Consider the following 23976-nt stretch of genomic DNA (forward strand, 5'->3'; position numbering starts at 1 on the left):
GGCATGAGCAGCAACACCTCCTGGCATTACGAAAACTTCGACCCGACCGGTTCGTCGATCGGCTATCGGATCACCCGCAAGCTCGATGAGGTGCAGTCGCCGTTCCAGAAGATCGAGATCTACGAGACGACCGACTGGGGCAACCTGATGCTGATCGACGGCGCGGTCATGCTGACCACGCGCGACAACTTCCTCTATCACGAGATGATGTCGCACCCGGCGCTGTTCACCCATCGCGCGCCCAAGAACGTGGTCATCATCGGCGGCGGCGACTGCGGCACCCTGCGCGAAGTGCTCAAGCACGACGGTGTCGAAGAGGCCGTGCAGTGCGACATCGACGAGCAGGTCACGCGCATGGCCGAGAAGTGGTTCCCGGAACTGTGCGAGCGCAACGCCGACCCGCGCGCGCAGCTGCTGTTCGACGACGGCATCGCCTACATGGCCAACCGTCCGGCCAACAGCGTCGACATCGTCATCGTCGACTCCACCGATCCGGTCGGCCCGGCCGAAGGCCTGTTCAACAAGGCTTTCTACGACAGCTGCTTCCGCGCCCTGCGCGAGGACGGCATCCTGGTCCAGCAGTCCGAGTCGCCGCTGATGCTGCTCAAGCTGATCCAGGAAATGCGCACCGAAATGGGCAAGGCCGGCTTCCGGACCTTCAAAACCCTGCCGTTCCCGCAGCCGTGCTACCCGACCGGCTGGTGGAGCTGCACCCTGGCGCGCAAAGGCGACGGCTTCGAATTCCGCCAGGCCGACGCACAGGCCAAGGGCTTCGCGACCCAGTACTACAACGCCGGCATCCACCAGGGCGCGCTGTCGACTCCGGCCTTCGTCGCCGAAGCGCTGGGCGAGTAAACGCCGCAGCCGCCCGTCCGGCGCCGATGCGGCGCCGGACGACGCACTCGAGTCCGGCAGGCGCCGGGCTCCGCGCCGTCCGAAACCGTGCCTTGCGCAACGCAATGCACGTATTGCGTGCCCGCCGCGCACGCACGCAACCGCGCCAACGGCTCGACGGCCTCGGTCGCCAAACTGCGCGAACCGCTTTTGCGCTCGCACCGCTCGCGAGAGGTGTGCGGGCGCTTGGATTGTGCGACTTCAGGCGCGCGAGCCCGATAGAGCCCATGCATATGTACCGTTGAAACAATCTATTTCCCAAATGGGAAATCGCCCCGCATCGTAGCCGGCAGACACCGGGCACTCGACGAAGCCGCCGCATCGCACTGGCGATCGGCGGCCCGAACTCGCATTCGGCATCTCCTCACGCACACCGATGCAGGCGCGCGACTCGCCTGCCAAGCAGCGCCCCGCTGTTTCGGCCTGCCTCGGCGTTGGATGGAGCGGCGACGGCGACCGATGCGCCCGCACGCTTTGAGTCACAGCCGACAGGAGTATGTATGTCCCAGATTCTGCGTTCCGCCTCGATCGTCGCCGCGCTCGGGGTCGCCGCCTGCAGCGGCCAGGCCAGCCGCCCCGCCCCTGCGCCGTCCGCGACGGTGGAGATGATGCCGGCCTCCGGCAGCCGGGTCAGCGGCAAGCTGGTCGTGCGTCCGAAGGGCGACCGGATGTACGTGAGCGGCGAGATCGCCGGACTGGAACCCGGCAGCACCCATGCCATCCACATCCATGAGAAAGGCGATTGCAGCGCCGCCGATGCCAGCAGCGCCGGCGGCCATTTCAATCCGGCCGGGCAACCGCACGGCCAGGTCGAGCATGGCGCCCATCACGCCGGCGACATGAACAATCTGGTCGCCGATGCCAAGGGCGTGGCCAAGGTCGAAGCCTACGCCAGCGGCGTCGCGCTCGGCGGCGGCGCGGCCGACGACATCGCCGGCCGCGCGGTGATCGTTCACGCCGCACCGGACGACTACAAAAGCCAGCCGACCGGCAATGCCGGCGCGCGCCAGGCCTGCGGCGTCATCGAACTCGCGCTCTGAGCGATCGCGAGCGATCGCAGCGATCCGCGTGGATCGCTGCGACGGCGCCCTTTGTCGACGATACGAGCGCCAGCCTGCGCTGCGAACACGTGCCGGCCAATGCCGACAGCGCGTGCACGCCCGTGGCGATGCGCCGTGTCCGCCAGGCCGGCGGGCGTCGCTGCGCCCTCGCCGCTCAGCCGAACAGCTTCGCCGCGCCGACGTTGAGCGCATACCCGCCCACCGTCAGCACGCCGAACAGGATCGCCGCCAGCAGCATCGGCTTGGCGCCGGCCTGCTTGATCGCGCCGACATGGGTGCGCAGCCCCAGCGCCGCCATCGCCATCGCCAGCAGCACGGTATCGAGCTGCACGATCGCCGCCTTCGCCGTCGCCGGCAGCAGATGCAGCGAGTTCAGTCCGCTGACCGCGACGAAGCCGAGCGCGAACCAGGGGACCACGATCTTCGACGCGCGCGCGGCGCCGTCGGCCGCGCCGACGCGCGAAGACAGCAGCAACAGGAACGGCGCCAGCAGCATCACCCGCAGCATCTTCTCGATCACCGCCGCCGAGGCCGCGGTCTCGCCGACCGCGCGCCCGGCCACCACCACCTGGGCGACTTCGTGGATGGTCGAACCGGCGTAGACGCCGTAAGCGTGTTCGCTCAGGCCCAGATACGGATACAGCCACGGGTACGCGAACATGCCGACGGTGCCGAACACCACCACCGTCGCCACCGCCACCGACACCTTGTGCGCTTGCGCGCGCACCACCGGCTCGGTCGCCATCACCGCCGCCGCGCCGCAGATCGCGCTGCCGGCGCCGATCAGCATCGATGTCTCGCGGTCGAGCTTGAGCCAGCGCGTGCCCAGCCAGGTGGCCAGGCCGAACACGCTCGCCACCACCACCGCATCGATCGCCAGCCCGGCCCAGCCCACTCCGGCGATTTCCTGGAAGGTGACCCGGAAGCCGTACAGCACGATGCCCAGCCGCAGCAGCCGTGCCTTGCAGAAGTCCACACCGCTGCCGGTGGCCGGCGCCAGCGCCGGGAAGAAGGTGTTGCCGGCGGCGATGCCGAGCACGATGGCCAGGGTCAGCGCGCTCAAGCCCAGCCCTTGCAGCGCCGGCAACGTGGCCAGACCCATCGCCGCGGCGGCGATCGCGCCGGTCAGCGCCAGCCCCGGCCAGAACCCGCGCTGCCGGTGAACCCCGAGCGGGGCGGCGGGGGCGGACGAGGTCGGATTCAGGGCGGACACGGTGGCGGGCTCCCGCGGAAACTGGCGCCACGGTAGGCCTGCCCGTTCAGGGAGTCCAATACATATAATTCAAGTATCCATGAGCTGGACTCATGCAATGAACTTGCACCTGCTGCGCGTATTCCTGACCGTGGTCGAGCAGCAAGGCTTCTCGCGCGCCGCCGAGGCCTTGTTCGTCAGCCAGTCGGCGGTGTCCAAGGCCGTGCGCGAACTCGAACACCAGCTCGACCTGCCGCTGATCGAACGCAGCGGCGGCGACGCCAAGGCGGTGCGCGGGGTGCGCCTGACCGAACACGGCCGGGCGGTGTTCGAACATGCGCGGGCGATCTTCGCCCTGGAACGGATCGCGATCGAAGACGTGCGCGACCGGGTCGAGCTGCGCCAGGGCCGGCTGCGCATCGGCGCCAGCACCACCATCGCCGGCTACTGGCTGCCGCAGCGGATCGGCCCGTTCGTGCGCCGCCACCCGGGCCTGGCCTTCGAACTGGTGGTCGGCAACACCGAGGAGGTCAGCCGCGCGGTGATCGATTGCGCGGTCGACCTGGGCTTCGTCGAGGGCCGGGTCGAAGACCCGCGCATCGAGTCGACGCTGTGGCGCAGCGAACCGCTGCGCCTGATCGCCGCCTCCGGCAGCGCGCTCGGCGCACGCCGCCGACCCTCGCTGGAGGAACTGGCGCGGCAGACCTGGCTGCTGCGCGAGCCCGGATCGGGCACGCGCCAGGTCGCCGAATCGCTGTTCGCCGTCCATGCCATCGTCCCGTCGCGGGTGATCGAGATCGGCAGCAACGAGGCGATCGCGCGCGCGGTCGCCGCCGGCGCCGGCATCGCGCTGCTGCCGGAAACCGTGATCGCCGACCTGGCGACCATGCGCCGGGTACGCACGATCGGCTTCGACGGCGGAGACGGCGACCAAGACCGGGCCTTGAACCGACCTTTGTACCGGCTGGAACTGGTCAACCGCCCGCGCGCGCCGGCCCTGCAAGCCTTCCTCGACGCCGACCGCGAGGATTGAAGGCTCCGGCGATCCCCGATCACCGCGCAGCACGGGCGAGGAGCGGCGCAAACCGCGACCGCATTCCCCCGGCCGCGCCGCCGCCCGCCGCAGCCCGCGAAACAATCGTCCGCGCAAACACTGTCGCTCGCACACGCGCCCGTGCGCCAACGGCGTTCGAAACGATCTCTGCGCGCACGGGCCCGCGATGCCCCGGAGCGCTGTCGCGAGCGCCGATCGATCGACGTCTTCTCCTGAGCGAAACGGCGCGCTACGGCGACGCCGCAGCCGACTTACAACGCGTCGCCGTCCAGCTCTCCGGTGCGGATGCGCACCGCGCGTTCCAGATCCCAGACGAAGATCTTGCCGTCGCCGATCTTGCCGGTGCCGGCCGCTTTCATGATCGCCTCGACCACGGTTTCGACCTGATCGTCGGTGACCGCGACCTCGAGCTTGATCTTGGGCAGGAAGTCGACCACGTACTCGGCGCCGCGATAGAGCTCGGTATGCCCCTTCTGGCGGCCGAAGCCCTTGACCTCGGTAGCGGTGATGCCGGCCACGCCGGCCTCGGCGAGCGCTTCGCGCACGTCGTCGAGCTTGAACGGCTTGATCACCGCCATGACCATCTTCATACGCCTGTCTCCACCGCGCCGATTGCGTCCGCCGCACCCGGATCGGTGCGGCGACTGGCGCGCAGGATAGCGCGCCGGCGCGCCGCGACCTAGCCGCGCGCCGGCCGCCCGCCGTCGCGCGGCGGGATGGACGGCGTTCACATCGCCTGCGCGGCATGCGTCGGAGGATGGCAACGCTGGATGAAGACTCCGGCGAACCGCCCGAACCAAGGCTTGCCGGCCGCGTCGGCGCCATGATGTAGTGACCGCCTCATCCACTCCGGACTTTTCCCACAGCCCGCCGCGGCCTCGGCCGACGGCGTCGCCCCGGTCCGACGCCGACACTGGCGTCCTGCCGGAGGAGCACTTCCCCTCATGATCGACCTGAACGCCATCGACGACCTCGCCCGCCGCCTCAGCTCCCTGGTTCCGCCGGGTTTGCGCGAAAGCCGCGAGGAATTGCAACAGAACTTCAAGTCGGTGCTGCAGACCGGCCTGTCCAAACTCGATCTGGTCACCCGCGAAGAATTCGAAGTCCAGCGCGCGGTGCTGCTGCGCACGCGCGAGAAACTCGAAGAACTGCAGCGCACCGTGGCCGAACTCGAAGCCCAGCTCGACAACGCGTCGACGCCGCAGCACTGACGCCCGACGGCATCGCGCCGTCGCGGCGCTGACAGGCGCCCGCCCACGGGCATCGGCGGTGCCGGTGCCCTCCTCCTTCTTCCCCTCGCCCCGCGCGCGGCGGCCGAATCTGCGGCGATGCGGCCTTTTGCCGCACCCTGTAGCGACCGTCGCCGGTCATCGCTGCCGCGCGCGAACGGCCTGAGTTGCGGCCAAGGAAGGCGCAAAAAAGACAACGCTCACTCGCCGCCCATCGAGGCATCGAACACTCGCGTCCTCCTGCCCCCGCGATGCAGGCCACCGCGACGAAACTCACGATGGCCCAGCGCGGCTATCGCCGAGCGAGCCCGCGCGCGACGCAGCCGCGGCAATCCGCCTGCCGCGCCGCTTGCAACATCGCCTCTCCCCGCGCAGCGCTTGCTCCGGCGCCACACTCGCCGCCGCACACTGCGATGCGGCATTTTCCGACGACCGCGCGCCGCAGCCACCGACGGCATCGAACTGCGCCCTCGCCCAGACTGCGGCCATCGTCATCGGAACCGGACCATGCCTACACGATGCCCGCCGCCGCCCGCCAGGAACCGGCGATGAACCTCGCCCTCGTCCACAGCCGCGCGCGCAGCGGCGTACGCGCGCCCGCGGTGCGGGTCGAAGTGCACCTCGGCGGCGGGCTGCCGTCGATGTCGATCGTCGGCCTGCCGGAGGCCGCGGTGCGCGAAGCCAAGGACCGGGTGCGCGCGGCGATCCAATGCGCGCGCTTCGAGTTTCCGCAGCGGCGCATCACCGTCAATCTGGCGCCGGCCGACCTGCCCAAGGACGGCGGCCGTTACGATCTGGCGATCGCGCTCGGCATCCTCGCCGCCAGCGGCCAGATTCCGCTCGACGCGTTGGGCGAATGCGAGTTCCTCGGCGAACTCGGCCTGACCGGCGAACTGCGCGCCGTCGACGGCGTGTTGCCGGCGGCGCTGGCCGCCGCGGCCGCTGGCAGGCGCTTGATCGTGCCGGCAGGCAACGGCGCCGAAGCCGCGTTGGCCAGCCGGGTCGAAGCGCGCACCGGCCGCACGCTGCTGGAAGTCTGCGGCCAACTCGCCGGCCGGCAAACCCTGCCGCTGGCGCAGGCCGTGCCGCTGCAGCACGCACCCGGACCGGACCTGCGCGACGTGCGCGGCCAGGCGCAGGCGCGGCGCGCGCTGGAGATCGCCGCAGCCGGTGCGCATCACCTGCTGCTGATCGGTCCGCCCGGCTGCGGCAAGACCCTGCTCGCCTCGCGCCTGCCCGGCCTGTTGCCCGAAGCCAGCGAAGACGAAGCCCTGGAAACGGCCGCCGTGGCTTCGGTGGCCGGCCGCGCGGACGGTCGCGGCCTGGACCCGGCGCGCTGGCGCGAGCGCCCGTTCCGCGCCCCGCACCACACCGCCAGCGCGGTCGCGTTGATCGGCGGCGGCGCCGACCCGCGTCCCGGCGAGGTCTCGCTGGCCCACCATGGCGTGTTGTTCCTCGACGAATTGCCCGAATGGGAACGGCGCGCGCTGGAAGTGCTGCGCGAACCGCTGGAATCGGGCACGGTGACGGTGTCGCGCGCGGCGCGCAGCGCCGAGTTTCCGGCGCGGTTCCAATTGGTCGCGGCGATGAATCCCTGCCCCTGCGGCTGGGCCGGCGACAGCAGCGGCCGTTGCCGCTGCGCCGAGGAAGCGATCCGCCGCTACCGCGCGCGCATCTCCGGGCCGCTGCTCGACCGCATCGACCTGCACCTGGAGGTGCCGCGACTGCCGCCGGCGCAACTGCGCCCCGACCAGCCCGAAGGCGAGAGCAGCGCCTGCGTGCGCGAACGCGTGCTCGCCGCGCGCGAGCGCCAACACGCGCGCGCCGGCCAGCCCAACGCCCGCCTCGACCAAGCCCAGACCGAAACGCATTGCCGCCTGACCGCGCGCGATCAGGCCCTGCTCGAGCGCGCGGTCGAAGGGCTGCAATTGTCGGCGCGGTCGCTGCACCGGATCCTGCGCGTCGCCCGCACCATCGCCGACCTCGCCGGCAGCGAAAGCATCGCCACCGCGCACCTGACCGAAGCGATCGGCTACCGGCGCGGCGAACGCGGCAGCGCCCATGCGCCACAGGCCGCGTAGCGCGAGCGGTGCCCGCTCATGGTCCGGACGATTGCGGCCGGACGATCGCGGCCCGCCGGCTACGCGCATCGTCCATCACTCAGCGATGCTGCGACGCTGCGGACCGCTATCGGGCGAACCTCTTCGCCCCGCCGACGCAGATCACCGCGCCCAGCGTCACCGCCAGCATGGTCCAGCTCACGTTTTCGTGCAGCAGCAACGCAGCCAGGCCCAGGCCCATGAACGGCTGCAGCAACTGCAATTGCCCGACCGCGGCGATGCCGCCTTGGGTCAGGCCGCGATACCAGAACACGAAACCGATCAGCATGCTGAAAAGCGAGACATAGGCCAGCCCCAGCCAGGCCGGTACACCGACGTGGCGCAACGAGGCCGGCGTGGTCCATACGGTGATCGCGAGCATCGCCGGCAGCGCCAGCACCAGCGCCCAACTGATGACCTGCCAGCCTCCCAGCGTGCGCGACAGCCGTGCGCCTTCGGCGTAGCCCAGGCCGCATAGCACGATCGCGGCCAGCATCAGCAAGTCGCCGCGCAGCGAGGTTTCGATCCCGCCCCAGGCGGCATAGCCGACGACGAACGCGCTGCCGAGCAGCGAAAACAGCCAGAACGGCGGCCGCGGACGCTCGCCGCCGCGCAGCACCGCGAACACCGCCGTGCACAGCGGCAGCAGGCCGACGAACACGATCGAATGCGCGGCGGTCACGTGCTGCAAGGCCAGGGCGGTCAGCAAGGGGAACCCGACCACACAGCCCAGGGCGGTGACGGCGATGGACGGCAGGTCCGCGAGTTGCGGCCGCGGCTGCCGCAACAGCACCAGCAGGGCCAGGCCCAGCACGGCGGCGATGGTGGCCCGCGCGCAGGTCAGGAAGGTCGGATCGAAATCGGCGACGGCGATCCGCGTCGCCGGCAGCGAGCCGGCGAAGATGGCCACGCCGATGAAACCGTTGATCCAGCCGCGGGTGCTCGTTTTCACCGAAGACTCCTTCATCGCCGGCGCCCAGCAAATCACCCGGCGGTCGGCTCGAACAGGCACAATCCCAATACAATTCGAAGTGACTGTTATGGCAATAGAACCAGCACAGTCGAAGGAGATCGGATGCAACGCAAGGGCACGCGCATCGCCGCGGTGATGGCGGACGTCCGTTCGAAGATCGCCGCCCGGGCCTATCTGCCGGGGACGCGCCTGCCCTCGGTGCGCGCCCAGGCGCGGGCGATGCGGCTGTCGGTCTCGACCGTGGTCGAGGCGTATGAGCGGCTGGCCGCCGAAGGCGCGGTCGCCTCCCGTCCGGGCTCGGGCTTCTACGTCGCCGGTCCGGCCGCGCCCCTGGCGCTGACCGACATCGGCCCGCGGCTGGACCGTGCGATCGACCCGTTATGGGTCTCGCGTCAGGCGCTGGAAACCGGTGCCGGATCGCTCAAGCCGGGCTGCGGCTGGCTGCCGGCGTCGTGGATGTACGAAGCGGGAATGCGTCGCGCCCTGCGCGCGCTGGCGCGGGCGGACACGCTGGAGCTGACCGACTACGCCACGCCGCTGGGCCATCCGGCGCTGCGCCGTTTCCTGTGCCGGCGCCTGGCCGCCACCGGGGTCGAAGCCGCGCCCGAACAGCTCCTGCTGACCGAATCAGGCACTCAGGCGATCGACTTGATCTGCCGCTATCTGCTCGAACCGGGCGATACCGTGCTGGTCGACGATCCGTGCTATTTCAACTTCCATGCCCTGCTCAAGGCGCATCGCGCGCACGTGGTGGGCGTGCCCTACACCGCCAACGGCCCGGACCTGGAGCGCTTCGAGACTGCGCTGCGCGAGCATGCGCCGCGGCTCTACATCACCAACTCCGGCATCCACAATCCCACCGGCGCGACGCTGTCGCCGGTGGTCGCCCATCGCGTGCTCAAGCTCGCCGATGCGGCGGGGCTGGCGATCGTCGAGGACGACATCTTCGCCGACTTCGAGCTCGCGCCGGCGCCGCGCCTGGCCGCGTTCGACGGTCTGGCGCGGGTGGCGCATATCGGCAGCTTCTCCAAGACCATCTCCGCCTCGCTGCGCTGCGGCTACATCGCCGCGCCGGCCGGTTGGATCGAGGGCCTGACCGACCTGAAGATCGCCACCAGTTTCGGCGGCGGACGCCTGGCCGCCGACGCGGTGCTGACCGCACTGACCGACGCCGGCTATCGCCGGCACATGGAGGCGGTGCGGCTGCGCCTGGCCGAGGCGATGGACAAAACCCTGAGCCGGCTGCAGGCGCTCGGCATCGAGCCCTGGCTGCGGCCGCAGGCCGGCATGTTCGCCTGGTGCCGGCTGCCCGACGGCAGCGACGCCGCCGCCATCGCCCGTACCTGCCTGAAGGACGGAGTGGTCCTGGCGCCGGGCAATGCCTTCAGCCAGTCGCAGAGCGCCGGCGATTTCCTGCGCTTCAACGTCGCCCAATCCGCCGACAGCCGGGTGTTCGAGGTCCTGGCGCGCGCCATCGCCGCTCCGCCGTAACGCCTCACCGGCGCCTGCCCGTCGCATGCCCGATCCGGGCAACCCCGCCCCACGCGCCCCAGAACCAGCGACATCGGTCGCCGCCGCCGCGGCGCGCGGCCACGACGACAACGTGCGCGGTAAGCGACGAGCATGCCGACTGCGGTGCGCCCCATAAGAAACAAAGCCTTAGGCCGTTTTATTCCCGTTTTATACCCGCGGCTGCGCTGGCTTCGGCGCGCCGCGGCCACCTACCCTGGACCGGTCTCCCAGCCACAGGAAGTGCTCATGTTTTGCATCCGTGCTTTACCTCCCCTGATCGTCGCCGTTGCCGCCGCCATCGCCTTCGTCCCCAGCGCCCGGGCGCACGAAACCCTGCCGCCGGACTGGTGCCTGGACAGCAAGCGCGAAGCCGAGATCGTCGCCAAGTTCGAGTTCGACGGCGACGAGCTGCGCGAAGTGGCCGACAAGTGCGGCATCGTCGAGCACGACGACTGGCTGACCGCCAGCGCGACGCTCGCCGCCTATTGCAAGATCGTCACGCCGCTGAAGGACGCCGTGCCCTTCGTGTTCGGCCCCGACAGCTATGCCGGCGAAGGCCACCACGCCGAGTATCGCCTCGACGACGGCGCCACCGGCGTTTGCGCGGTGTGTCCGCCGCGGCCGGCCAAGTGAACCGATGCGGCAGGGACGCCGCTCACACCATCGCGTCGCGACGGGTATAGGCCAATACCGCATCGACGCGTTGCTGCAAGGCGGCGCGGCTGTCGGCCGGCAGCCCGTCGCAACGGCTCAGTACGTAGTAGGCCGAGCGCAGCACGTCGCGCCAGCGCGGATTGCGCGGCAGTTTGGACACGGCCAGATAACGCTCCAGCGCCCGCGCGCGCAGGCGGCCGTCGTCGATGTTGACCCGCCAGATCCGGCTCTTCTCCGCCAGTTCCAGGCGACCGGTGCCGGTGGCGCGTTCCCAGGCTTCGAGCGTGGCCAACATCAGTTCGACCAGACTGCGGCGGAAGCCGTCGCGCATCGCCGCGTCGGCGGCGCCGTCGGCGGCCGCGACGGACGCCGCGCCGACCACGACACCGGGCTCCGCGCCGGTCGCATCCGTCGCATCCGTCGCATCCGTCGCGGCCGTTGCGGCGATCGGCGCGCCGGCCGTCGTAGCGGCGTCGCTCGGTTGCAGCGCCAGCACCACCAGCCCGTCGCCGCCCGACCAGGGTTCCAATGCCGCGATCAACGGCCGGCCCTGACGCGTGGCCAGCGACAGGCGCTGCGCCGCACTGTCTTCCATGCGTTCCAGCGCCGAGGCCAGGGCATGGCCGCCGGCCTCGTCGAAAAACCCCGCCAGCGGCTGCCCGACCAGGCCCTCCTCGTCGCCGGCGCCGAGGCGCAAGCGGCCGGCGCGGTTCACCGCGAGCACCTGGCCTTCCGCATCGAGCAGGCACAACGCGTCGTCGCGGCTGTCGAGCAGGGCCTGCAGCAGGCTGCGGTCTTCGGCCAGGGCGTCGGCCTCGCGCCGATAGCGCGCCAGCTCCTCCTCGTGGCGCACGCGCCGCGCCTCCTCGCGCAAGCGCTCGCGCTGGCGCCGCCGCTGCAACAGCAACCACACGCCCAGCACCGCCGCCAACCCTGCCGCTCCGGCGAACCACAGCATCAGCGTGCGCTGCTGGAACTGCGCGCTGCGCAGTCGGTTTTCGCTCTCCAGCGCGGCGATGGTGCGTTGCTGCTCAGCGGATTCGAAACGCACCCGCAACCAGTCCAACTGACGGTCGTGCTGGGCGCGCGCCAGGGCGATCGCCTTGGCGTGCGCTTCGCGCAGGGTGGCGTTGGCCGCGGCGGCCTCGCCGGCGCTTTCCTGAGCGGCGGCCAGCGCTTCGAGCAAGGCCACCCGCATCGGATCGCCCTCAGGCACCGCCGCCAAGGCTTCGCGCAATCGGGCCGCGGCCACCGCCGTGTTTCCGGACAACTGCGCGGTGCGCGCGATCTGCAGCTGCAGCGCCGGCGGCAATGGCAGCTTCCAGGCGTCGGCCAGGGCCAACGCGGCGGCGCTCCAGCGCTGCGCCTGGGCGATGCCGCCCTGCGACAGCGCGACCCGGGTCAGGCCGTCGTGCACGCGCAATTCGTACACCCGGTTGCCGTCGGCGCGATAGGCCGCCAGCGCCTCCTGCAACCAGGCAGAGGCCTGGCGCGCATCGCCGGTGTCCAATGCGACCTCGGCCATGGTTTCCAGCACATGCGCGGCTTCCACCGGCTCGGCCTTGGCCCGGTACGCGGCCAGGGCATCGCGGTAGTAGCGCATCGCCGGTTCGGTTTCGCCGAGTTCGCGATAGACGTCGGCGAGATTGTTCAGCACCGCGCCGGAGACCTCGCCGCGCGCGCGCTGGATGTCCAGGCTCGCGGTAAGGCTGCGCAGGGCGCCGCGGAAATCGCCGAGCCGGCGCAAGGCCGCGCCGACGTTGCTCAGGTCGCGCGCGGTCGCGGCGCGATCGCCGAGTTCGGCCGACAGGGCGGCCGCGCATTCGAAGCGCGTCAGCGCCTGCGGAACCGCTTCGCGACGGAAGTCGAGGATGCCGCGACGGCGCACCAGCTCGTAACGCAGGCCGGCGTCGCCGGGGTTGCCGATCACCGCTTCGGCGCAATCCAGCGCGCGCTCGGCCTCGTCGAGACGTCCCGCCTCGAGTTGCGACTTGGCCTGCGCGAACAGCGCCGCGGCGCCGCCGTCGGCGGCGGTAGGCGCGATCTTGGCCCGTTGCAGGCACAAGGCCGGCTGCGGCAAGGTCCGGGCGGCCCGCGGCGGGTCGCACTGGGCCGCGGCCTGCGCGCTCGCGCAGACGCTCGACACGGCGACGGCGATCCAGGCGCCCAGCCACACCGCCGCGCGAGTCCGCACCGGGGGACGACAACGAACCGCCTCGGCCCATCCAGGCATCGCGCCGCCCCTAGTCCTTATCCGCCGGCATGCCGGCAGCCGGCCCCGGGCCGTCGGGGGCGATCGCATCGTCCGGTCGCGCGGGCCGGCGTCCGCCGGCGCAGGCGCGCTGCCCGCAGACCCGCACGCTGTGCCGGTCCGCGACCCCAAGCTTGCTCATCTGCCACCTGCCTCATGCGGATATGGGCCCAGCGCGGAGTGCGTCCGTCCGGGCGAAACACCTCGTCCTTGTCGGGGTCGGGCCCAGCTTAGCAGCCCGCTCAGGAGCGCTGATAGCCGGCCCGACCGCGGCGCGGCAAGCCGGGAGCCGCGGCCGGCCGGTGCGCGGCGCCCGATCCGCACCGGACGTCGCGACGGCGCCGAACGTGCCGGCGACGGCAGCGCTCCGTTGCCGATGCCTGAGCCTTTCGCCGGCACGCCATCCACCGCCGTCGCAGGCCGGGCCGGTGCGCCGTGCGCGCTCGACCGTGGCGAGGCAGGCATCGCGAAGACACGCGACGAAGCGCCTGCACAGCGAGCCTCTTCGAACACAAGCCGACGCCCGCGAGCGTCGATGCGTCCGTGACGCGAGTCGCGAACGCACGCATTCGCTACACATCCGATCGTGCGGAAACATCTCGAAAACATGTCGTTTCGATGACAAACGGTATCCGTGATCTCCCTAGCTAGTCGATCCCTTCGCTTGTTGTTCTAATCCGCCGACCTCCCCTCAGCGCAGGCGATCGCCCCATGGGCTTCCCGACTCTCGACGGCGTTTCCTACTACCCGCAGTACTTCCAGCAGCCGGCGCAGACGGTGCCGCCGCCGCAACCGCAAGAGCAATTCCACACCGTCGAAAACGGCGAGAGCTTGGAGTCGATCGCGCAGAAGTACAGCACGCCGGAAGCGCCGGTCACCGCGCAGGACATCGCGGACCGCAACCAGATCGACGCCGGCGACGTGCAGCCGGGCCAGAGTCTGATCGTGCCGACGATCAAGCAGCACGCCGCACCCAAGGCAGCGCCGAACGCCACGCCCGAGCAGGGCAAGAGCGACCAGGCGATGAGCAAGTACCTCACTGCCGAGGACAATCTGACCGCATTCGAGAGCGGCTACCAGCGCAACCACAACGACCCGGACTATCAGCCGCTGCGCAGCGGCTACGCCAGCCAGGCCGATACCGCGCGCACCGAACTGCGCGACGCGATCGGCGCCGAGATCAAGGCCGAATTCGCCGCGCACTCGCGCCCGACCGGCGACATCTTCGACAGCAAGGCGATCGAGCAGTACGGCGCGGCGGTGATCAAGCGCTACGAAAACGACCCGGCCGGCAAGGCCGCGGCCGAGGCCGCGGTCAAGGACTTCGGCGTGCAGCACGAAGTCGACACCGCGCTGTCGACCGCCAACGCCATGGGCGACGCCAAGGGCGCGGTCGAATCGCTGAGCCGCGATCTGTCCAAGCTGTCGCCGGAGGCGCAGTCGCGGTTGCTGTCCAGCCCGGGCTTCGACAAGCTGATGGACGAGAAGATCGTGCCGTCGTTCACCAAGCCGCTGCAGGGCGAGCCATGGGAGAACGCGCGCAACGGCGCGAGCGCACCGCCGAAGGAAAGCCTGCTGCAGTTGCAGGCCTTGGTCGAGAAGGCCGATCCGCGCGTCGCCAACGAACTGGCCGGACGCGGCGTCGATGCCCTGAACGATTTCTTCCAGCGCGCCGAGAAGGACGGCTACAGCATTCGTCTGGGCATCGAAGGCACCACCGCCCTGGTGCAAATCGCCGGACGCGTCGGCAACACGGCGGACGGCCTTGCGGTGGTCCAGCGCATGGCCGACCTGCCGGTCGACGCCAGCCAGATCCATCTCGCCGTGGCCGACGGCGCGCGTCCCGACCTGCTGGTCGCGATCGCCAAGGCCGGCGGCGGCGACCGCATCACCGCCACCGCGATCGAAGGCGTAAAGACCTATGCCGGCAGCCTCAACGGCGATGTCGACAAGCTGGCCAAGGCCACCGACGAGCTGACCTGGCTGATCAGCAATCACGGCGGCTCGATGACGCCGGATCAGCTCAACAAGGCGATCCAGGACTACACCGCCGACAAACTCAAGAAAGACCCGAACTGGGAAAAGAACATCCAGGCGATGGAGGAAAAGGTCGCCCAGGGCGGCCAGACCCTGCTCGACCAGATCGAAAGCCTGAGCAACCTGCCGCCGGACCAGAAGGCCGCCGCCGACAAGGCCATCGAGGGCATCCTCGGCGACAGCAAGTCCTCGTACGCGATCAGCCTGGCGCTCAAGAAGCATCCGGAATACATCGACACCGAGGCCGGCAAGCGGCTGATGCAGAAGAACGCCTACGACGCCAAGCTCGGCGAGCAGGGGCTGAAGCTGACCAAGGAACTGGCCAACGCCTACATCCGCAACGACGTGCTCTCGGCGGCGCAGAACTACGACCCGCGCAACCCGGCCAGCATCCAGCAAGCCGAGCAGGCGATCGAGCGGCTCAAGAACCCGACCCTGGTCAAGGCGCTGGGCATGGACGTCGACAGCAGCAAGTACCAGAGCTACGTCAAGCTGGTCGATGAGCTGAAGAAGAGCCTGCCGGCGGCCGGCGACGGCACCCAGCAGATCGTCGACAAGCTCAAGACCCACGCCGAGGCGATGGACAACGTCGACAAGCGGTTCACCGCCGAAGGCCATCGCCCGACCTTCGAGAAGAACCAGCCGGTCGGCCAGGTGCTGCGGATGGTCGGGGTCGGTTTCGCCACCATCGGCTACCTCAATTCGCAGGGCAAGGCCAACGACGGCCAGTTCACCCTGGCCAACCGCAACGACATCAAGGCCATCGTCGACGCCGCCTCGCTGGGCCAGAAGGGCACCGAGCTCGCGGTCGGCCTGGGCATGGTCGCCGAGAATTCGGCCCTGGGCCGCTTCGGCGCCGGCAACCGCGCCAACGACAACACCAGCCTCGATCCGGGCCGGATGACCCGCGCCGACCGCGTGTTCGGCCACCTCAGCGCCGGGCTCGATTACTGGGCGGCGGCGACCAGCTACTCCGCAGGAGACAACGTCCGCGCCGGCTTGTACGCGGTCAGCGGCGTCGGCGGCACCATGGCCGCGCTGTCGGGCACCAGCCTCGCCGCTTCGCTCGGCGCCGGCAGCTGGCTGGGACCGGTCGGCATCGCTCTGGTCGCGATCGGCACCATCGGCCTGACCATGAAGGATCGGGTCGATCACTCCAATGCGCACATGAACGAAACCTCGGCCAAGTTCCTGAGCCATGCCGGTTTCGGCGAGGCCGCCTCCACGGCGCTGGTCGATCAGAGCGGCGAAGGCTGGAGCCCGGTGACGCTGCTCGCGCGCTATGCCAGCGACAAGGGCTACAAGCTCGACGACCCCGCGGACCAGCAGAAGTTCGCGCTCTGGATCAAGGGGCTGGACAGCGGCAAGCTCGAGCGGCTGCGCGATGAGATGCACCACGCCCTGGACGACATCGACGGCGACGTCGGCAAGTTCGGCGGCGACACCACGGTCTATCGGCCGGAGAAGTTCATTCACGGCGGCAACGGCATGGCGGTGAAGGTGCCTGCGAACATCAGCACCATCGGCCACCTGGATGCGGTCATCCGCGACCTCGGCCTGCCGGAGTTGCCGAAGGCCTGAGGCATGGCGCGCCGAGCGCGGCGCTGCGGTGCAGCGAATCGCCCTTCCCCCTTTTTTGGGGGGAAGGCATCCGGCGGCGGATGACAAGCGCCTACGGGTTCGCGCAACTCGAGCGGCTTCCTCCTTTTAAAAAGGGGTTGTCGTCATTCGCTTTCGCTGCGCCCTGCGTGGCCCGCTCAACCCGCTGCGCGCGCCAGCATCGCCAGGCTCTCCTCGGCCAAACTGCGCGTCAGCGCGTACGCCGACAGATCCCGCCCCAGCCGCGCCGCCTGCCCCGACCACAGCGGGGTGAAATCGGCGCCTCCGGCGGCTTCGGCCTGCGCGCGCAACGGCGCCAAGGCACCGCCGGCGAGCGGGAATTCCGGGGCCAGCGGCGACATCGGGCCGAGTTCGCGCATCAGCCGGTTGACGATCCCGCGCGCCGGCCGGCCGGTGAACAGATTGGTCAGCGCCGTGCCGTCGTCGCGCGCCTCGCGCAGGGCTTGACGGTGCATAGGCGACAACTTCGCTTCGGGACAGAACAGATACGCCGTGCCCAGCTGCACCGCGGCTGCGCCCAGCGCGAACGCGGCGACGATGCCGCGCGCATCGCCGATGCCGCCGGCGGCGATCACCGGCACCCGCACCGCATCGACCACCTGCGGCAACAGCGCGAACAGGCCGAGCTGGGTCGAGACGCCGTCTTGCAACGGGCCGTCGTAGAGAAACACGCCGCGATGGCCGCCGGCCTCCGCCCCCTGGGCGACGATCGCATCGCAGCCGTTCGCCTCCAGCCAGCGCGCTTCGGCCACCGTGGTCGCCGAGGAGATCACCCGCGCTCCGGCCGCACGCACGCGTTCGAGCAAAGGCGCCGCCGGCAGGCCGAAATGGAAACTGACCACCTGCGGCCGCACCTGCTCGACCAGCTCGCAATAGGCCTCGTCGAACGGCGCACGGACGGACGGCGTCAGCGGCATCGCCGGGTCCAGGCCGTATTCGCGGTAGTAGCCGGCCAGCCGATCGCGCCAGGCCGCCTCGCGCGCGGGGTCCGGCTCGGGCGGCCGATGACAGAAGAAATTGAGATTCAGCGGCGCCGCGGTCGCCTCACGCACCTGCCGGCACTGCGCCAACGCCTGCTCGACGCCGAGCATCGCGCACGGCAGCGAGCCGAGCGCGCCGGCCTGCATGGCGCCGATCGCCAGCTCGGCCAGATTCGGCCCGGCCATCGGCGCCTGCACGATCGGCAATGGGATGCCGAACAAGTCCTGGATACGGCGGTCGGGCCACATGCGCGCGCACCTGTCGCAACGGAGCTACAGCATGACATCGTCCCGTGTGCGTCGTCTCGCCGCGGCCGGTACGCAGCGTTGCGCGCTACTGCGGCGCTCGCGGCCAGATCGCGCCGCTGGGATCGAACTCGGTATTGCGCATGCGTTCGCCGCGCCAGCCGAAGCCGCAGATCGCCAAGGGACCTTCGACCAGCGGGTCCAGGCCGAACGCGCGCTCGATATCGACCTCGTTGATCGCCGCGGTGACGAACGCCCCCAGGCCCAGCTCGGTCGCGCTGAGATACAGGGTCTGCGACAGGTGGCCGCTGTCCAGCACCAGGGCCCGATAGGCCTTGGCGTGGTAACGGTATTTCCAGAAGCTGCGCGCGTAGCGCGGCGTCAACACCGCCATCGCCGCGGCGTCGGCGAACCAGTGCTGGCCGGCCAGGGCGCGCAGCGCGAACGCATGCAGCTCGCCTTCGGGCGCCGGCAGCGGCTCCAACGCGTGCTCGACCGGGTGGTAGTGATAGAGCCCCGGGGCGATGCCGTCGACCCGCTGCACGATCAGATAAGCCTCGGTCGGGTGCAGGCCGCCGCCGGAAGGCGAGTGCTTCTTGAGGAAAACGGTGTCGTCGGCGACGGCGACCATCGACTGCGCGGCGAACACGCGCTGCAGCATGTGCGCGAACAGCTCGCGGCTCAGCGCGCGCTCGGGATCGAAGTTGCGGCAGGTGGCGCGCTGCGCGAGCAGGCGGTCGAAGTCGGTGTCGCCGACGCGCGGCAGGGCCAGCGTCGGCCCGGCATCGGCGCGCGAGGGCGCATGCGCCGGCGGCGCGCCGAGCTTACGCCGCAGGTCCGGCGCGGTGTGCAGTTGGTTGGCCTCCATCGCGCCGACGCTGTCCAGGCCCTGCCAGCGCGCCAGCCGGTGCATCATCGCCGCGGCCGGCCACCAATGCGCCTCGCGCAGGCGTTCGTCGCGCTCGCGCAGCGCCGCCCGCGCGGGCGGGTCGCCGTCGCTCAGCACCAGGCCCGCGTCGAGCAGGCCCGCCAAGGTCGCCGCATCGGCGTCGAAAGCCGCCGCCTCGCTCCATTCGCCCGGACTGATCCGGCCAAGCAATTCGCGCTGCGCCGCATCGATCTCGATCTCGCCGTCCAGGTGCGCGGCCAGCGCCAGCCAGCGCCGCTGCCGCGCCAACCCGGCGCCGCCGGCCAACAGCGACGACAGATCGAACGCCACGTCTTCGCGCGGCTCCAGGAACAGCACGCTGCAACGGCGGATACGCATGAACGCCCCGAGTGGTGGTAGGACCGCCGCCGCGCGGCGCGTGCGGCGCGCGAATCGCGCCGGCAGGCGCCATGATGCCGGGCGATGCCGCAGGCAGCTAGCTGAACGCGTTCATCGGATCGCCATTGGCCGACCGTTCTGCGCTTTCGCGTGACTGCTCTGTGGAGCCCGAAGGTTGTGAGTCGCTCCATATCAGGGATAAATTCCGCCGCAGACAGATCCAAGACGGATCTTCACAAGGGGAAACAGATGTCCATCGAAAACACCGGCCAGGGCGGGCATCCGCCGTTGGCGCCCGAAATCGCCGACAAGTTGCTCGACTTGCTGAGCTCGGACGACCAGTTCCGCCAACTCTTCGCCAGCAACCCCGAAGGGGCGCTGCAGAGCGTCGGCCTGGCGCCGCTGCAGAGCGAAGCCGCGCTGACCGGCGGCAGCTGCCTCAACGTCAGCTTGCTGGCGAGCAAAGAGGAACTGCAGGCCTCGCGCGACGTGCTGCGCGATTACTTCACTTCGGCCGGCACCCACACGGTGGTGTTCGTGCTCGAGTTCGGCCATGTCCAGGCCACCGCGGCCGGCGCCGTCGGCCCCGGCGGCACGATCGGCTCGGGCGGCGGCACGCTGAGCTGAACCGCATCGGCGATTCCGCGCGGCGCCGGGCCGGGGAGCCTGCCGCCGCGACGGAACCGCCCGTCGCGCTCCGTCGTATCGACCTCGCCGCCGTCCGATCGCGGCACAGATCGCGCCGGATCGCGCTGCGGTCCGGCGAACCCTCGAGCAGCGCCGCCGCCGGCGCCCGGTCGAAGCCGATGCGGCGCCTCAGCCCGCGGCGGCGACCGGCGCGAGCACCTGGATCAGGGCCGCCGTGCGCGGCGCCTCGCGCCGGGCGCGCGCAGCATCGGCCACGTTCATCGCCAGATAGACCTGGCCGCCGATCGGCTCGGCGTAAGCGCGGCCGCGGTGGTCGGCGATCCAGCGGTTCTCGCTCGCCGCCTCTTCTGCCCGGCCGGCCGCCAGCAGCGCATCGCGCAACGCGACCCGGGCCTGGAACGGTTCGCTGCCGTCGAGCAGAGCGCGCAGTTCGCGCACCGCGCGTTGCGGATCGCCGCCCAGGCGCGCCTGCTCGGCATAGGCGATCCGCAGCAGCTTGCGCGATTGCCCGTTGCCGCTGACATCGACCAGCCCGGCCACGCGCGGCAGCAAACGTTCGGCGACGCCGCGCTCGCCCTGGCGTTGCGCCAGCCGCACCGCGGCCAACGCGATCGCCGACAAGTCGTCCTGGTCGGCGCTGCCGGGCTTGACCGCGTCGTTGAGCACGCCCTGGGCGAACTGTTCGATCTCGCTCGCGCTGGGCGGGTTCTGCCCCGATACGCTGCGCACCAGCAAATCGGTGAAGCGCATCGGATGCCGCACCAGCAGCCCGGCGTCGCGCGCCGCCTCGGCGGCCTTGCGCGACAGTTCGCGCGCGCGGGTCAGGTCGTCCTGGTCCAGGGCCACGGCGATGCGTTCGAACTGCACGGTCAGGTTGGCCGAGCCGATGTCGCCGTCGGCGCTGAGCGCGTCGAGCATCCGGTTGGCCTCGTCGAAACGGCGCATCGCCGCCAGCGCGGCCGCGTGGCGGCGGTTGGGCGGGTAGTGGCCGCTGGCCTCGGCCTGCTTGAACGATTCGATCGCCTTGGCGTAGCGCTCCTGCGACAAATGCACCCGGCCGGCCAGTTCGAAGGCGACGTTGCGCAGCGGTTCCTGCGGCGCGGTCGCCGCGGTGGTGGCCGCCAGCGCGCTGTCGAAACGGTTGGCGAGGAATTCCGACCAGGCGTACTGGTAGCGGCCGGCGAAGTAGTCCGGGTAGACCCCGGCCAGCAGCTTCCACTTCGGCGGCGCGCGCAGCGAAGGCTGCGGGCCGAACTCCGCCGCCCAGGCGTCCAGGTACAGCGCTTCGCGCGGAGTCAGGTGGTCGCGCAGTTGCTGCGCCTTTTCCAGATAAGGCCGCGCCGCATCGGTGTCGGCGTTGCTGACGTACACGCGCATCACGCCCATATGGGCGAGCGCGAAATTCGAATCGATCTGCACCGCGCGCTGGAAGTACTGCAAGGCCTCGTCGAACTGGCGGTGCGCATAGGCCTTGCTGCCCAGGGCGTAGGCGCGCAGCGCGTCGAGGTTGCCGGTGGCGACCTTGGGCAGCGGTTCGGAGTCCTTCTCGATGTTCTTCAGCGCTTCGCCGAGCTTGCCGCGCAGCACACCGGTGACCTCGTCGATCGAGGCCAGCGCCGAGGCCGCGCCGACGCCGTCGGCGGATTCGGCGTAGACCGTGGTCTGGGTGTGGGGATCGATGACCTCGGCGCTGACCCGCACCCGCCCGCCGACCTCGGCCACGGTCGGCAAGATCACTGCGCGCGCGCCGTCGCGCAGCGCGATCTCCGAGGCGATCGCGCGGTCGAGCACGGTGTCGGGCTTGCGATGCATGCGGTCGAGGGTGTCGCGCGCCTTCAGATCGGACAGCACGTTGACGTAGCGCGACTGCTCCAGGCTGATCCGGAACGCCTGCTCCAGCGAATCGTCGAGCACGCTCTGCCCGGTCAGATTGCGCAAGTCGCCGACCACCACCCAGTCGCGCTGGTTGAAAGCGATCGCCGGCTGCGGCCGGGTCGCGAACCAGATGCCGGTGCCGATCACCGCCAGCACCGCGATCTCGGCCGCCAGCGCCGCCGGGCGCCGCCACAGGGGGATGTCGCGCCAGGCCTTGGGCCCGTTCGGCGGCGCGCGCAGCGGCGCGATGCCGGGCTCGCCGACCTCGTAGATTTCCTGCGGCTCGGGCACGCCCTTGAAGCGCCAGCGGCCGTGCGATTTCCACAGCAGCTGCTGGCCGCGCTCGCCCAGCTCGCGCGCGGCGCGATGGGCCAGCGGCTCGGCCACCGCCGAGAGCAGGATCTGGCCCGGCCGCGCGGTCGCCATCAGCCGGCCCGCCATCGGCTTGGCCAGGCCCTCGACCTCGACCGGCTTGGCCCCGACCCGCACCGCCTCGTCGCTGTTGCGCCAGGTCAGCACTTCGCCGACGTGCAAGCCGGCGCGGGCCTTGAGCTCGACCTTGCGGCTGGCGCCGAGTTCGCGCAGGCCGCGGGCGTAGTCCAGGGCGAAGCCGAGGCCGTCGATCGGGCGCTCGAACAGCAGCAGCAGGCCGTCGGAGCGGTCGATCAAGCGCCCGCGCCAACGCTGCTGCAGCTGCAGCACCAGGCGGTCGTGCTCGCGGAACAGACCCGCCGCCGGGCCGTCGCCGAGCCGTTCGACCAGAGTGGTCGAATCGCACAGGTCGGTCAGCAACAGGGTCCGCAGTTGCGGCCCGTCGGGGTTCGGGCGATGGGCGTCGTTCATCAACGGCATCCTTGTCGACGACGGCTCAGGCCGGCGTCAGTTCGGCATCCTGCCAGTGCACCCGATTGCCGCCCAGGCGCTTGGCCTGATACAGCGCGCCGTCGGCATGCGCATACCAATCGTTCCAATCGTACTTGGCGCTGACCAGGCAGGCGCCGACGCTAACCGAGCAGATCGTCGGCGGCGACTGCGGGATCGCCAGCAGGCCGTGCACGGTCGCGACGATGAATTCGGCGAAACGCATGACGTCCTGGCGGGTCGAGGCGGCCACCAGCAGGCAGAACTCGTCGCCGCCGAGGCGGCAGGCGATGTCCTCCGGCCCGGCCACCGAGCGCAGGATGTTGGCCACGCTCTGCAGCACCCGGTCGCCGGCCAGATGTCCGTGGTCGTCGTTGACCTGCTTGAAGCGGTCGCAGTCGACCAGGATCAGGCCCATGGTTTCGGGCATGCCCAGGGCGCGGCTCTCCTGCAGGTGCAGGGTCAGGCCGCGGCGGTTGTACAGGCCGGTCAGATCGTCGGTGCGGACCAGCTCTTCGGTCTGGTTGAGCTGGTGGGTGGTGGCGTAGAGGCTGTCGAGCGCGGCCTCCAGGTCCTGATTGCGCCGGCGCAGGCGCCGGATCAGGCTTTGTTCGTTGAGCACCACGCGCATGATCGCGCGGCGCAGAAAATGCGAGACCAGGGCCGGGTCGCGGTCGACCAGGCGCTGGAACTCCTCGTGGCGCAGTTCGACCAGCAGGCCGTCGGTGGCGGCGATGGCGTCGGCGCTGCGGGCGTGGTCGCCGATCAGCAGACCGAGCTCGCCGAAGAATTCGCGCACGCCCAGGCGCTTGGTCACCAGGTCGTCGCCGAAGTCGAGCAGCACCGCGCCGCGGGCGATCACGAACATGGTGGTGCCCAGTTCGCCGCGACGGAACACGACCTGGCCGGCTTCGACCCGGCGCGGCCGGCCGATCTCGGCGAACAATTCGAATTCGCCGGGCGTCAGGACGGCCGTCGCCGCATCCGTCGGCGCCGCGGTCGCAGTCGTATTGTCGGTCTCACGGGCCATCGTCGGCACCGTCACGTCGCGATTCATCCCGATCTCCCCACACCCCGCGTCCTGTGGGGTCACAGCGGCAGGATAGCACCTGGTCTGAACGGCTAACGCCGTGCACCGGCCGGATCGGCCAGCGCTCCGCCGAGGGCCCAGGTCTATTCACCGCGGGGCCATCATGGCACGGCGCCCGCGGCGGACGCATGTTGCGGCGACGCAACCCTGCGAGCCGCCGCGCACCGACGGCGGACGTGTGCCGGCCTATTTATTAATGGGGGTAGCCAGGCAAGCCCGAGGCCCGGGATGGTGGCCTGTTCAGCAGCCCCGTGGCGCGTCCCGGCAAGCGGCCGTCCTAGCCAATTGGTCGTAGCAAGGCCGCGACAGGCGTGGCGGCCCTATGCGGGCCGGGTGGTATCGGTCACTCGCGGCTAGGCCGTGGGGTCTCGGCCTGCCTACTCCCGCTTCCCCAACTCCTAAGGCGTTGCCGTTGCCGTTGCCGTTGCCGTTG

The 23976-nt window shown here is 70.5% G+C and carries 17 protein-coding genes; 9 read left to right on the forward strand and 8 right to left on the reverse strand.

The genetic code is table 11. The annotated features are described in order from the left end of the window. The first annotated feature begins 3 nt into the window (after window positions 1-3). Window positions 4-855, forward strand: a complete 852-nt coding sequence (gene speE / locus V2J18_RS20550; RefSeq protein WP_064746195.1) for a polyamine aminopropyltransferase — start codon at window positions 4-6, stop codon at window positions 853-855. A gap of 539 nt (window positions 856-1394) precedes the next feature. After that, a complete protein-coding gene (locus V2J18_RS20555) occupies window positions 1395-1934 on the forward strand; it encodes a superoxide dismutase family protein (RefSeq protein WP_336132740.1) in 540 nt (179 codons plus the stop codon). A gap of 175 nt (window positions 1935-2109) precedes the next feature. Here V2J18_RS20555 and V2J18_RS20560 read toward each other — a convergent pair whose 3' ends face one another. Continuing rightward, window positions 2110-3090 carry a YeiH family protein gene (locus V2J18_RS20560; protein ID WP_336133153.1) on the reverse strand — a complete coding sequence of 327 codons (981 nt, stop codon included), beginning with the start codon at window positions 3088-3090 and terminating at the stop codon, window positions 2110-2112. 175 nt (window positions 3091-3265) lie between these two features. Here V2J18_RS20560 and V2J18_RS20565 point away from each other — a divergent pair, with 175 nt between their 5' ends. Further along, window positions 3266-4180, forward strand: a complete 915-nt coding sequence (locus V2J18_RS20565; RefSeq protein WP_336132741.1) for a LysR substrate-binding domain-containing protein — start codon at window positions 3266-3268, stop codon at window positions 4178-4180. A gap of 272 nt (window positions 4181-4452) precedes the next feature. Here V2J18_RS20565 and V2J18_RS20570 read toward each other — a convergent pair whose 3' ends face one another. Then, window positions 4453-4791, reverse strand: a complete 339-nt coding sequence (locus tag V2J18_RS20570) for a P-II family nitrogen regulator (RefSeq protein WP_064746193.1) — start codon at window positions 4789-4791, stop codon at window positions 4453-4455. A 354-nt stretch (window positions 4792-5145) separates the two neighbouring features. Between V2J18_RS20570 and ubiK the strand changes: the two genes are divergently transcribed. Together ubiK and V2J18_RS20580 are read left to right on the forward strand one after the other, a co-directional pair. Then, window positions 5146-5412: a ubiquinone biosynthesis accessory factor UbiK gene (ubiK, locus tag V2J18_RS20575; RefSeq protein WP_064746192.1), complete on the forward strand. Its 267-nt coding sequence runs from the start codon at window positions 5146-5148 to the stop codon at window positions 5410-5412. 566 nt (window positions 5413-5978) lie between these two features. After that, window positions 5979-7511, forward strand: coding sequence for a YifB family Mg chelatase-like AAA ATPase (locus V2J18_RS20580; protein ID WP_064746213.1), 1533 nt, complete (start codon window positions 5979-5981; stop codon window positions 7509-7511). 106 nt (window positions 7512-7617) lie between these two features. Here V2J18_RS20580 and V2J18_RS20585 read toward each other — a convergent pair whose 3' ends face one another. Beyond that, window positions 7618-8481, reverse strand: coding sequence for a DMT family transporter (locus V2J18_RS20585; RefSeq protein ID WP_087960653.1), 864 nt, complete (start codon window positions 8479-8481; stop codon window positions 7618-7620). Between the two features lie 123 nt (window positions 8482-8604). On the opposite strand from V2J18_RS20585, the gene V2J18_RS20590 reads away from it, so the two are divergent. Together V2J18_RS20590 and V2J18_RS20595 are read left to right on the forward strand one after the other, a co-directional pair. After that, complete coding sequence (locus V2J18_RS20590; protein WP_064746190.1) at window positions 8605-9993, forward strand: aminotransferase-like domain-containing protein; 1389 nt, start codon at window positions 8605-8607, stop codon at window positions 9991-9993. Window positions 9994-10260: 267 nt separating this feature from the next. Further along, window positions 10261-10647: a hypothetical protein gene (locus tag V2J18_RS20595; protein WP_064746189.1), complete on the forward strand. Its 387-nt coding sequence runs from the start codon at window positions 10261-10263 to the stop codon at window positions 10645-10647. A 22-nt stretch (window positions 10648-10669) separates the two neighbouring features. Here V2J18_RS20595 and V2J18_RS20600 read toward each other — a convergent pair whose 3' ends face one another. Continuing rightward, on the reverse strand, window positions 10670-12814 hold the full coding sequence (locus V2J18_RS20600; protein ID WP_336132742.1) for a tetratricopeptide repeat protein: 2145 nt from the start codon (window positions 12812-12814) through the stop codon (window positions 10670-10672). An 816-nt stretch (window positions 12815-13630) separates the two neighbouring features. On the opposite strand from V2J18_RS20600, the gene V2J18_RS20605 reads away from it, so the two are divergent. After that, window positions 13631-16537: a LysM peptidoglycan-binding domain-containing protein gene (locus V2J18_RS20605; protein ID WP_336132743.1), complete on the forward strand. Its 2907-nt coding sequence runs from the start codon at window positions 13631-13633 to the stop codon at window positions 16535-16537. 176 nt (window positions 16538-16713) lie between these two features. On the opposite strand, the gene V2J18_RS20610 is transcribed toward V2J18_RS20605, so the two are convergent. After that, window positions 16714-17805, reverse strand: a complete 1092-nt coding sequence (locus V2J18_RS20610; protein ID WP_336132744.1) for an NAD(P)H-dependent flavin oxidoreductase — start codon at window positions 17803-17805, stop codon at window positions 16714-16716. An 85-nt stretch (window positions 17806-17890) separates the two neighbouring features. After that, the gene (locus V2J18_RS20615; RefSeq protein ID WP_336132745.1) at window positions 17891-19069 is read right to left on the reverse strand and encodes a putative peptide maturation dehydrogenase; all 1179 of its coding nucleotides are present in this window, start codon (window positions 19067-19069) and stop codon (window positions 17891-17893) included. A gap of 249 nt (window positions 19070-19318) precedes the next feature. Between V2J18_RS20615 and V2J18_RS20620 the strand changes: the two genes are divergently transcribed. Continuing rightward, the gene (locus V2J18_RS20620) at window positions 19319-19696 is read left to right on the forward strand and encodes an NHLP-related RiPP peptide (RefSeq protein ID WP_064746184.1); all 378 of its coding nucleotides are present in this window, start codon (window positions 19319-19321) and stop codon (window positions 19694-19696) included. 189 nt (window positions 19697-19885) lie between these two features. Here V2J18_RS20620 and V2J18_RS20625 read toward each other — a convergent pair whose 3' ends face one another. Both V2J18_RS20625 and V2J18_RS20630 read right to left on the reverse strand, forming a co-directional pair. Continuing rightward, window positions 19886-22435: a putative peptide modification system cyclase gene (locus V2J18_RS20625; RefSeq protein ID WP_336132746.1), complete on the reverse strand. Its 2550-nt coding sequence runs from the start codon at window positions 22433-22435 to the stop codon at window positions 19886-19888. 25 nt (window positions 22436-22460) lie between these two features. After that, window positions 22461-23510, reverse strand: a complete 1050-nt coding sequence (locus V2J18_RS20630; RefSeq protein ID WP_425606084.1) for a GGDEF domain-containing protein — start codon at window positions 23508-23510, stop codon at window positions 22461-22463. Window positions 23511-23976: the final 466 nt, after the last annotated feature.

This window comes from Lysobacter firmicutimachus, assembly GCF_037027445.1.
Lineage (GTDB): Bacteria > Pseudomonadota > Gammaproteobacteria > Xanthomonadales > Xanthomonadaceae > Lysobacter > Lysobacter firmicutimachus.

Excerpts from the sequence above, each read along its gene's own strand:
- V2J18_RS20590 (WP_064746190.1), top strand. The coding sequence starts at position 8,605 with ATGCAACGCAAGGGCACGCGCATCGCCGCGGTGATGGCGGACGTCCGT.
- V2J18_RS20555 (WP_336132740.1), top strand. The coding sequence starts at position 1,395 with ATGTCCCAGATTCTGCGTTCCGCCTCGATCGTCGCCGCGCTCGGGGTC.
- V2J18_RS20605 (WP_336132743.1), top strand. The coding sequence starts at position 13,631 with ATGGGCTTCCCGACTCTCGACGGCGTTTCCTACTACCCGCAGTACTTC.
- ubiK (WP_064746192.1), top strand. The coding sequence starts at position 5,146 with ATGATCGACCTGAACGCCATCGACGACCTCGCCCGCCGCCTCAGCTCC.
- V2J18_RS20610 (WP_336132744.1), bottom strand. The coding sequence starts at position 17,805 with ATGTGGCCCGACCGCCGTATCCAGGACTTGTTCGGCATCCCATTGCCG.
- speE (WP_064746195.1), top strand. The coding sequence starts at position 4 with ATGAGCAGCAACACCTCCTGGCATTACGAAAACTTCGACCCGACCGGT.
- V2J18_RS20570 (WP_064746193.1), bottom strand. The coding sequence starts at position 4,791 with ATGAAGATGGTCATGGCGGTGATCAAGCCGTTCAAGCTCGACGACGTG.
- V2J18_RS20565 (WP_336132741.1), top strand. The coding sequence starts at position 3,266 with ATGAACTTGCACCTGCTGCGCGTATTCCTGACCGTGGTCGAGCAGCAA.
- V2J18_RS20620 (WP_064746184.1), top strand. The coding sequence starts at position 19,319 with ATGTCCATCGAAAACACCGGCCAGGGCGGGCATCCGCCGTTGGCGCCC.
- V2J18_RS20625 (WP_336132746.1), bottom strand. The coding sequence starts at position 22,435 with ATGAACGACGCCCATCGCCCGAACCCCGACGGGCCGCAACTGCGGACC.
- V2J18_RS20580 (WP_064746213.1), top strand. The coding sequence starts at position 5,979 with ATGAACCTCGCCCTCGTCCACAGCCGCGCGCGCAGCGGCGTACGCGCG.
- V2J18_RS20595 (WP_064746189.1), top strand. The coding sequence starts at position 10,261 with ATGTTTTGCATCCGTGCTTTACCTCCCCTGATCGTCGCCGTTGCCGCC.
- V2J18_RS20630 (WP_425606084.1), bottom strand. The coding sequence starts at position 23,510 with ATGAATCGCGACGTGACGGTGCCGACGATGGCCCGTGAGACCGACAAT.
- V2J18_RS20615 (WP_336132745.1), bottom strand. The coding sequence starts at position 19,069 with ATGCGTATCCGCCGTTGCAGCGTGCTGTTCCTGGAGCCGCGCGAAGAC.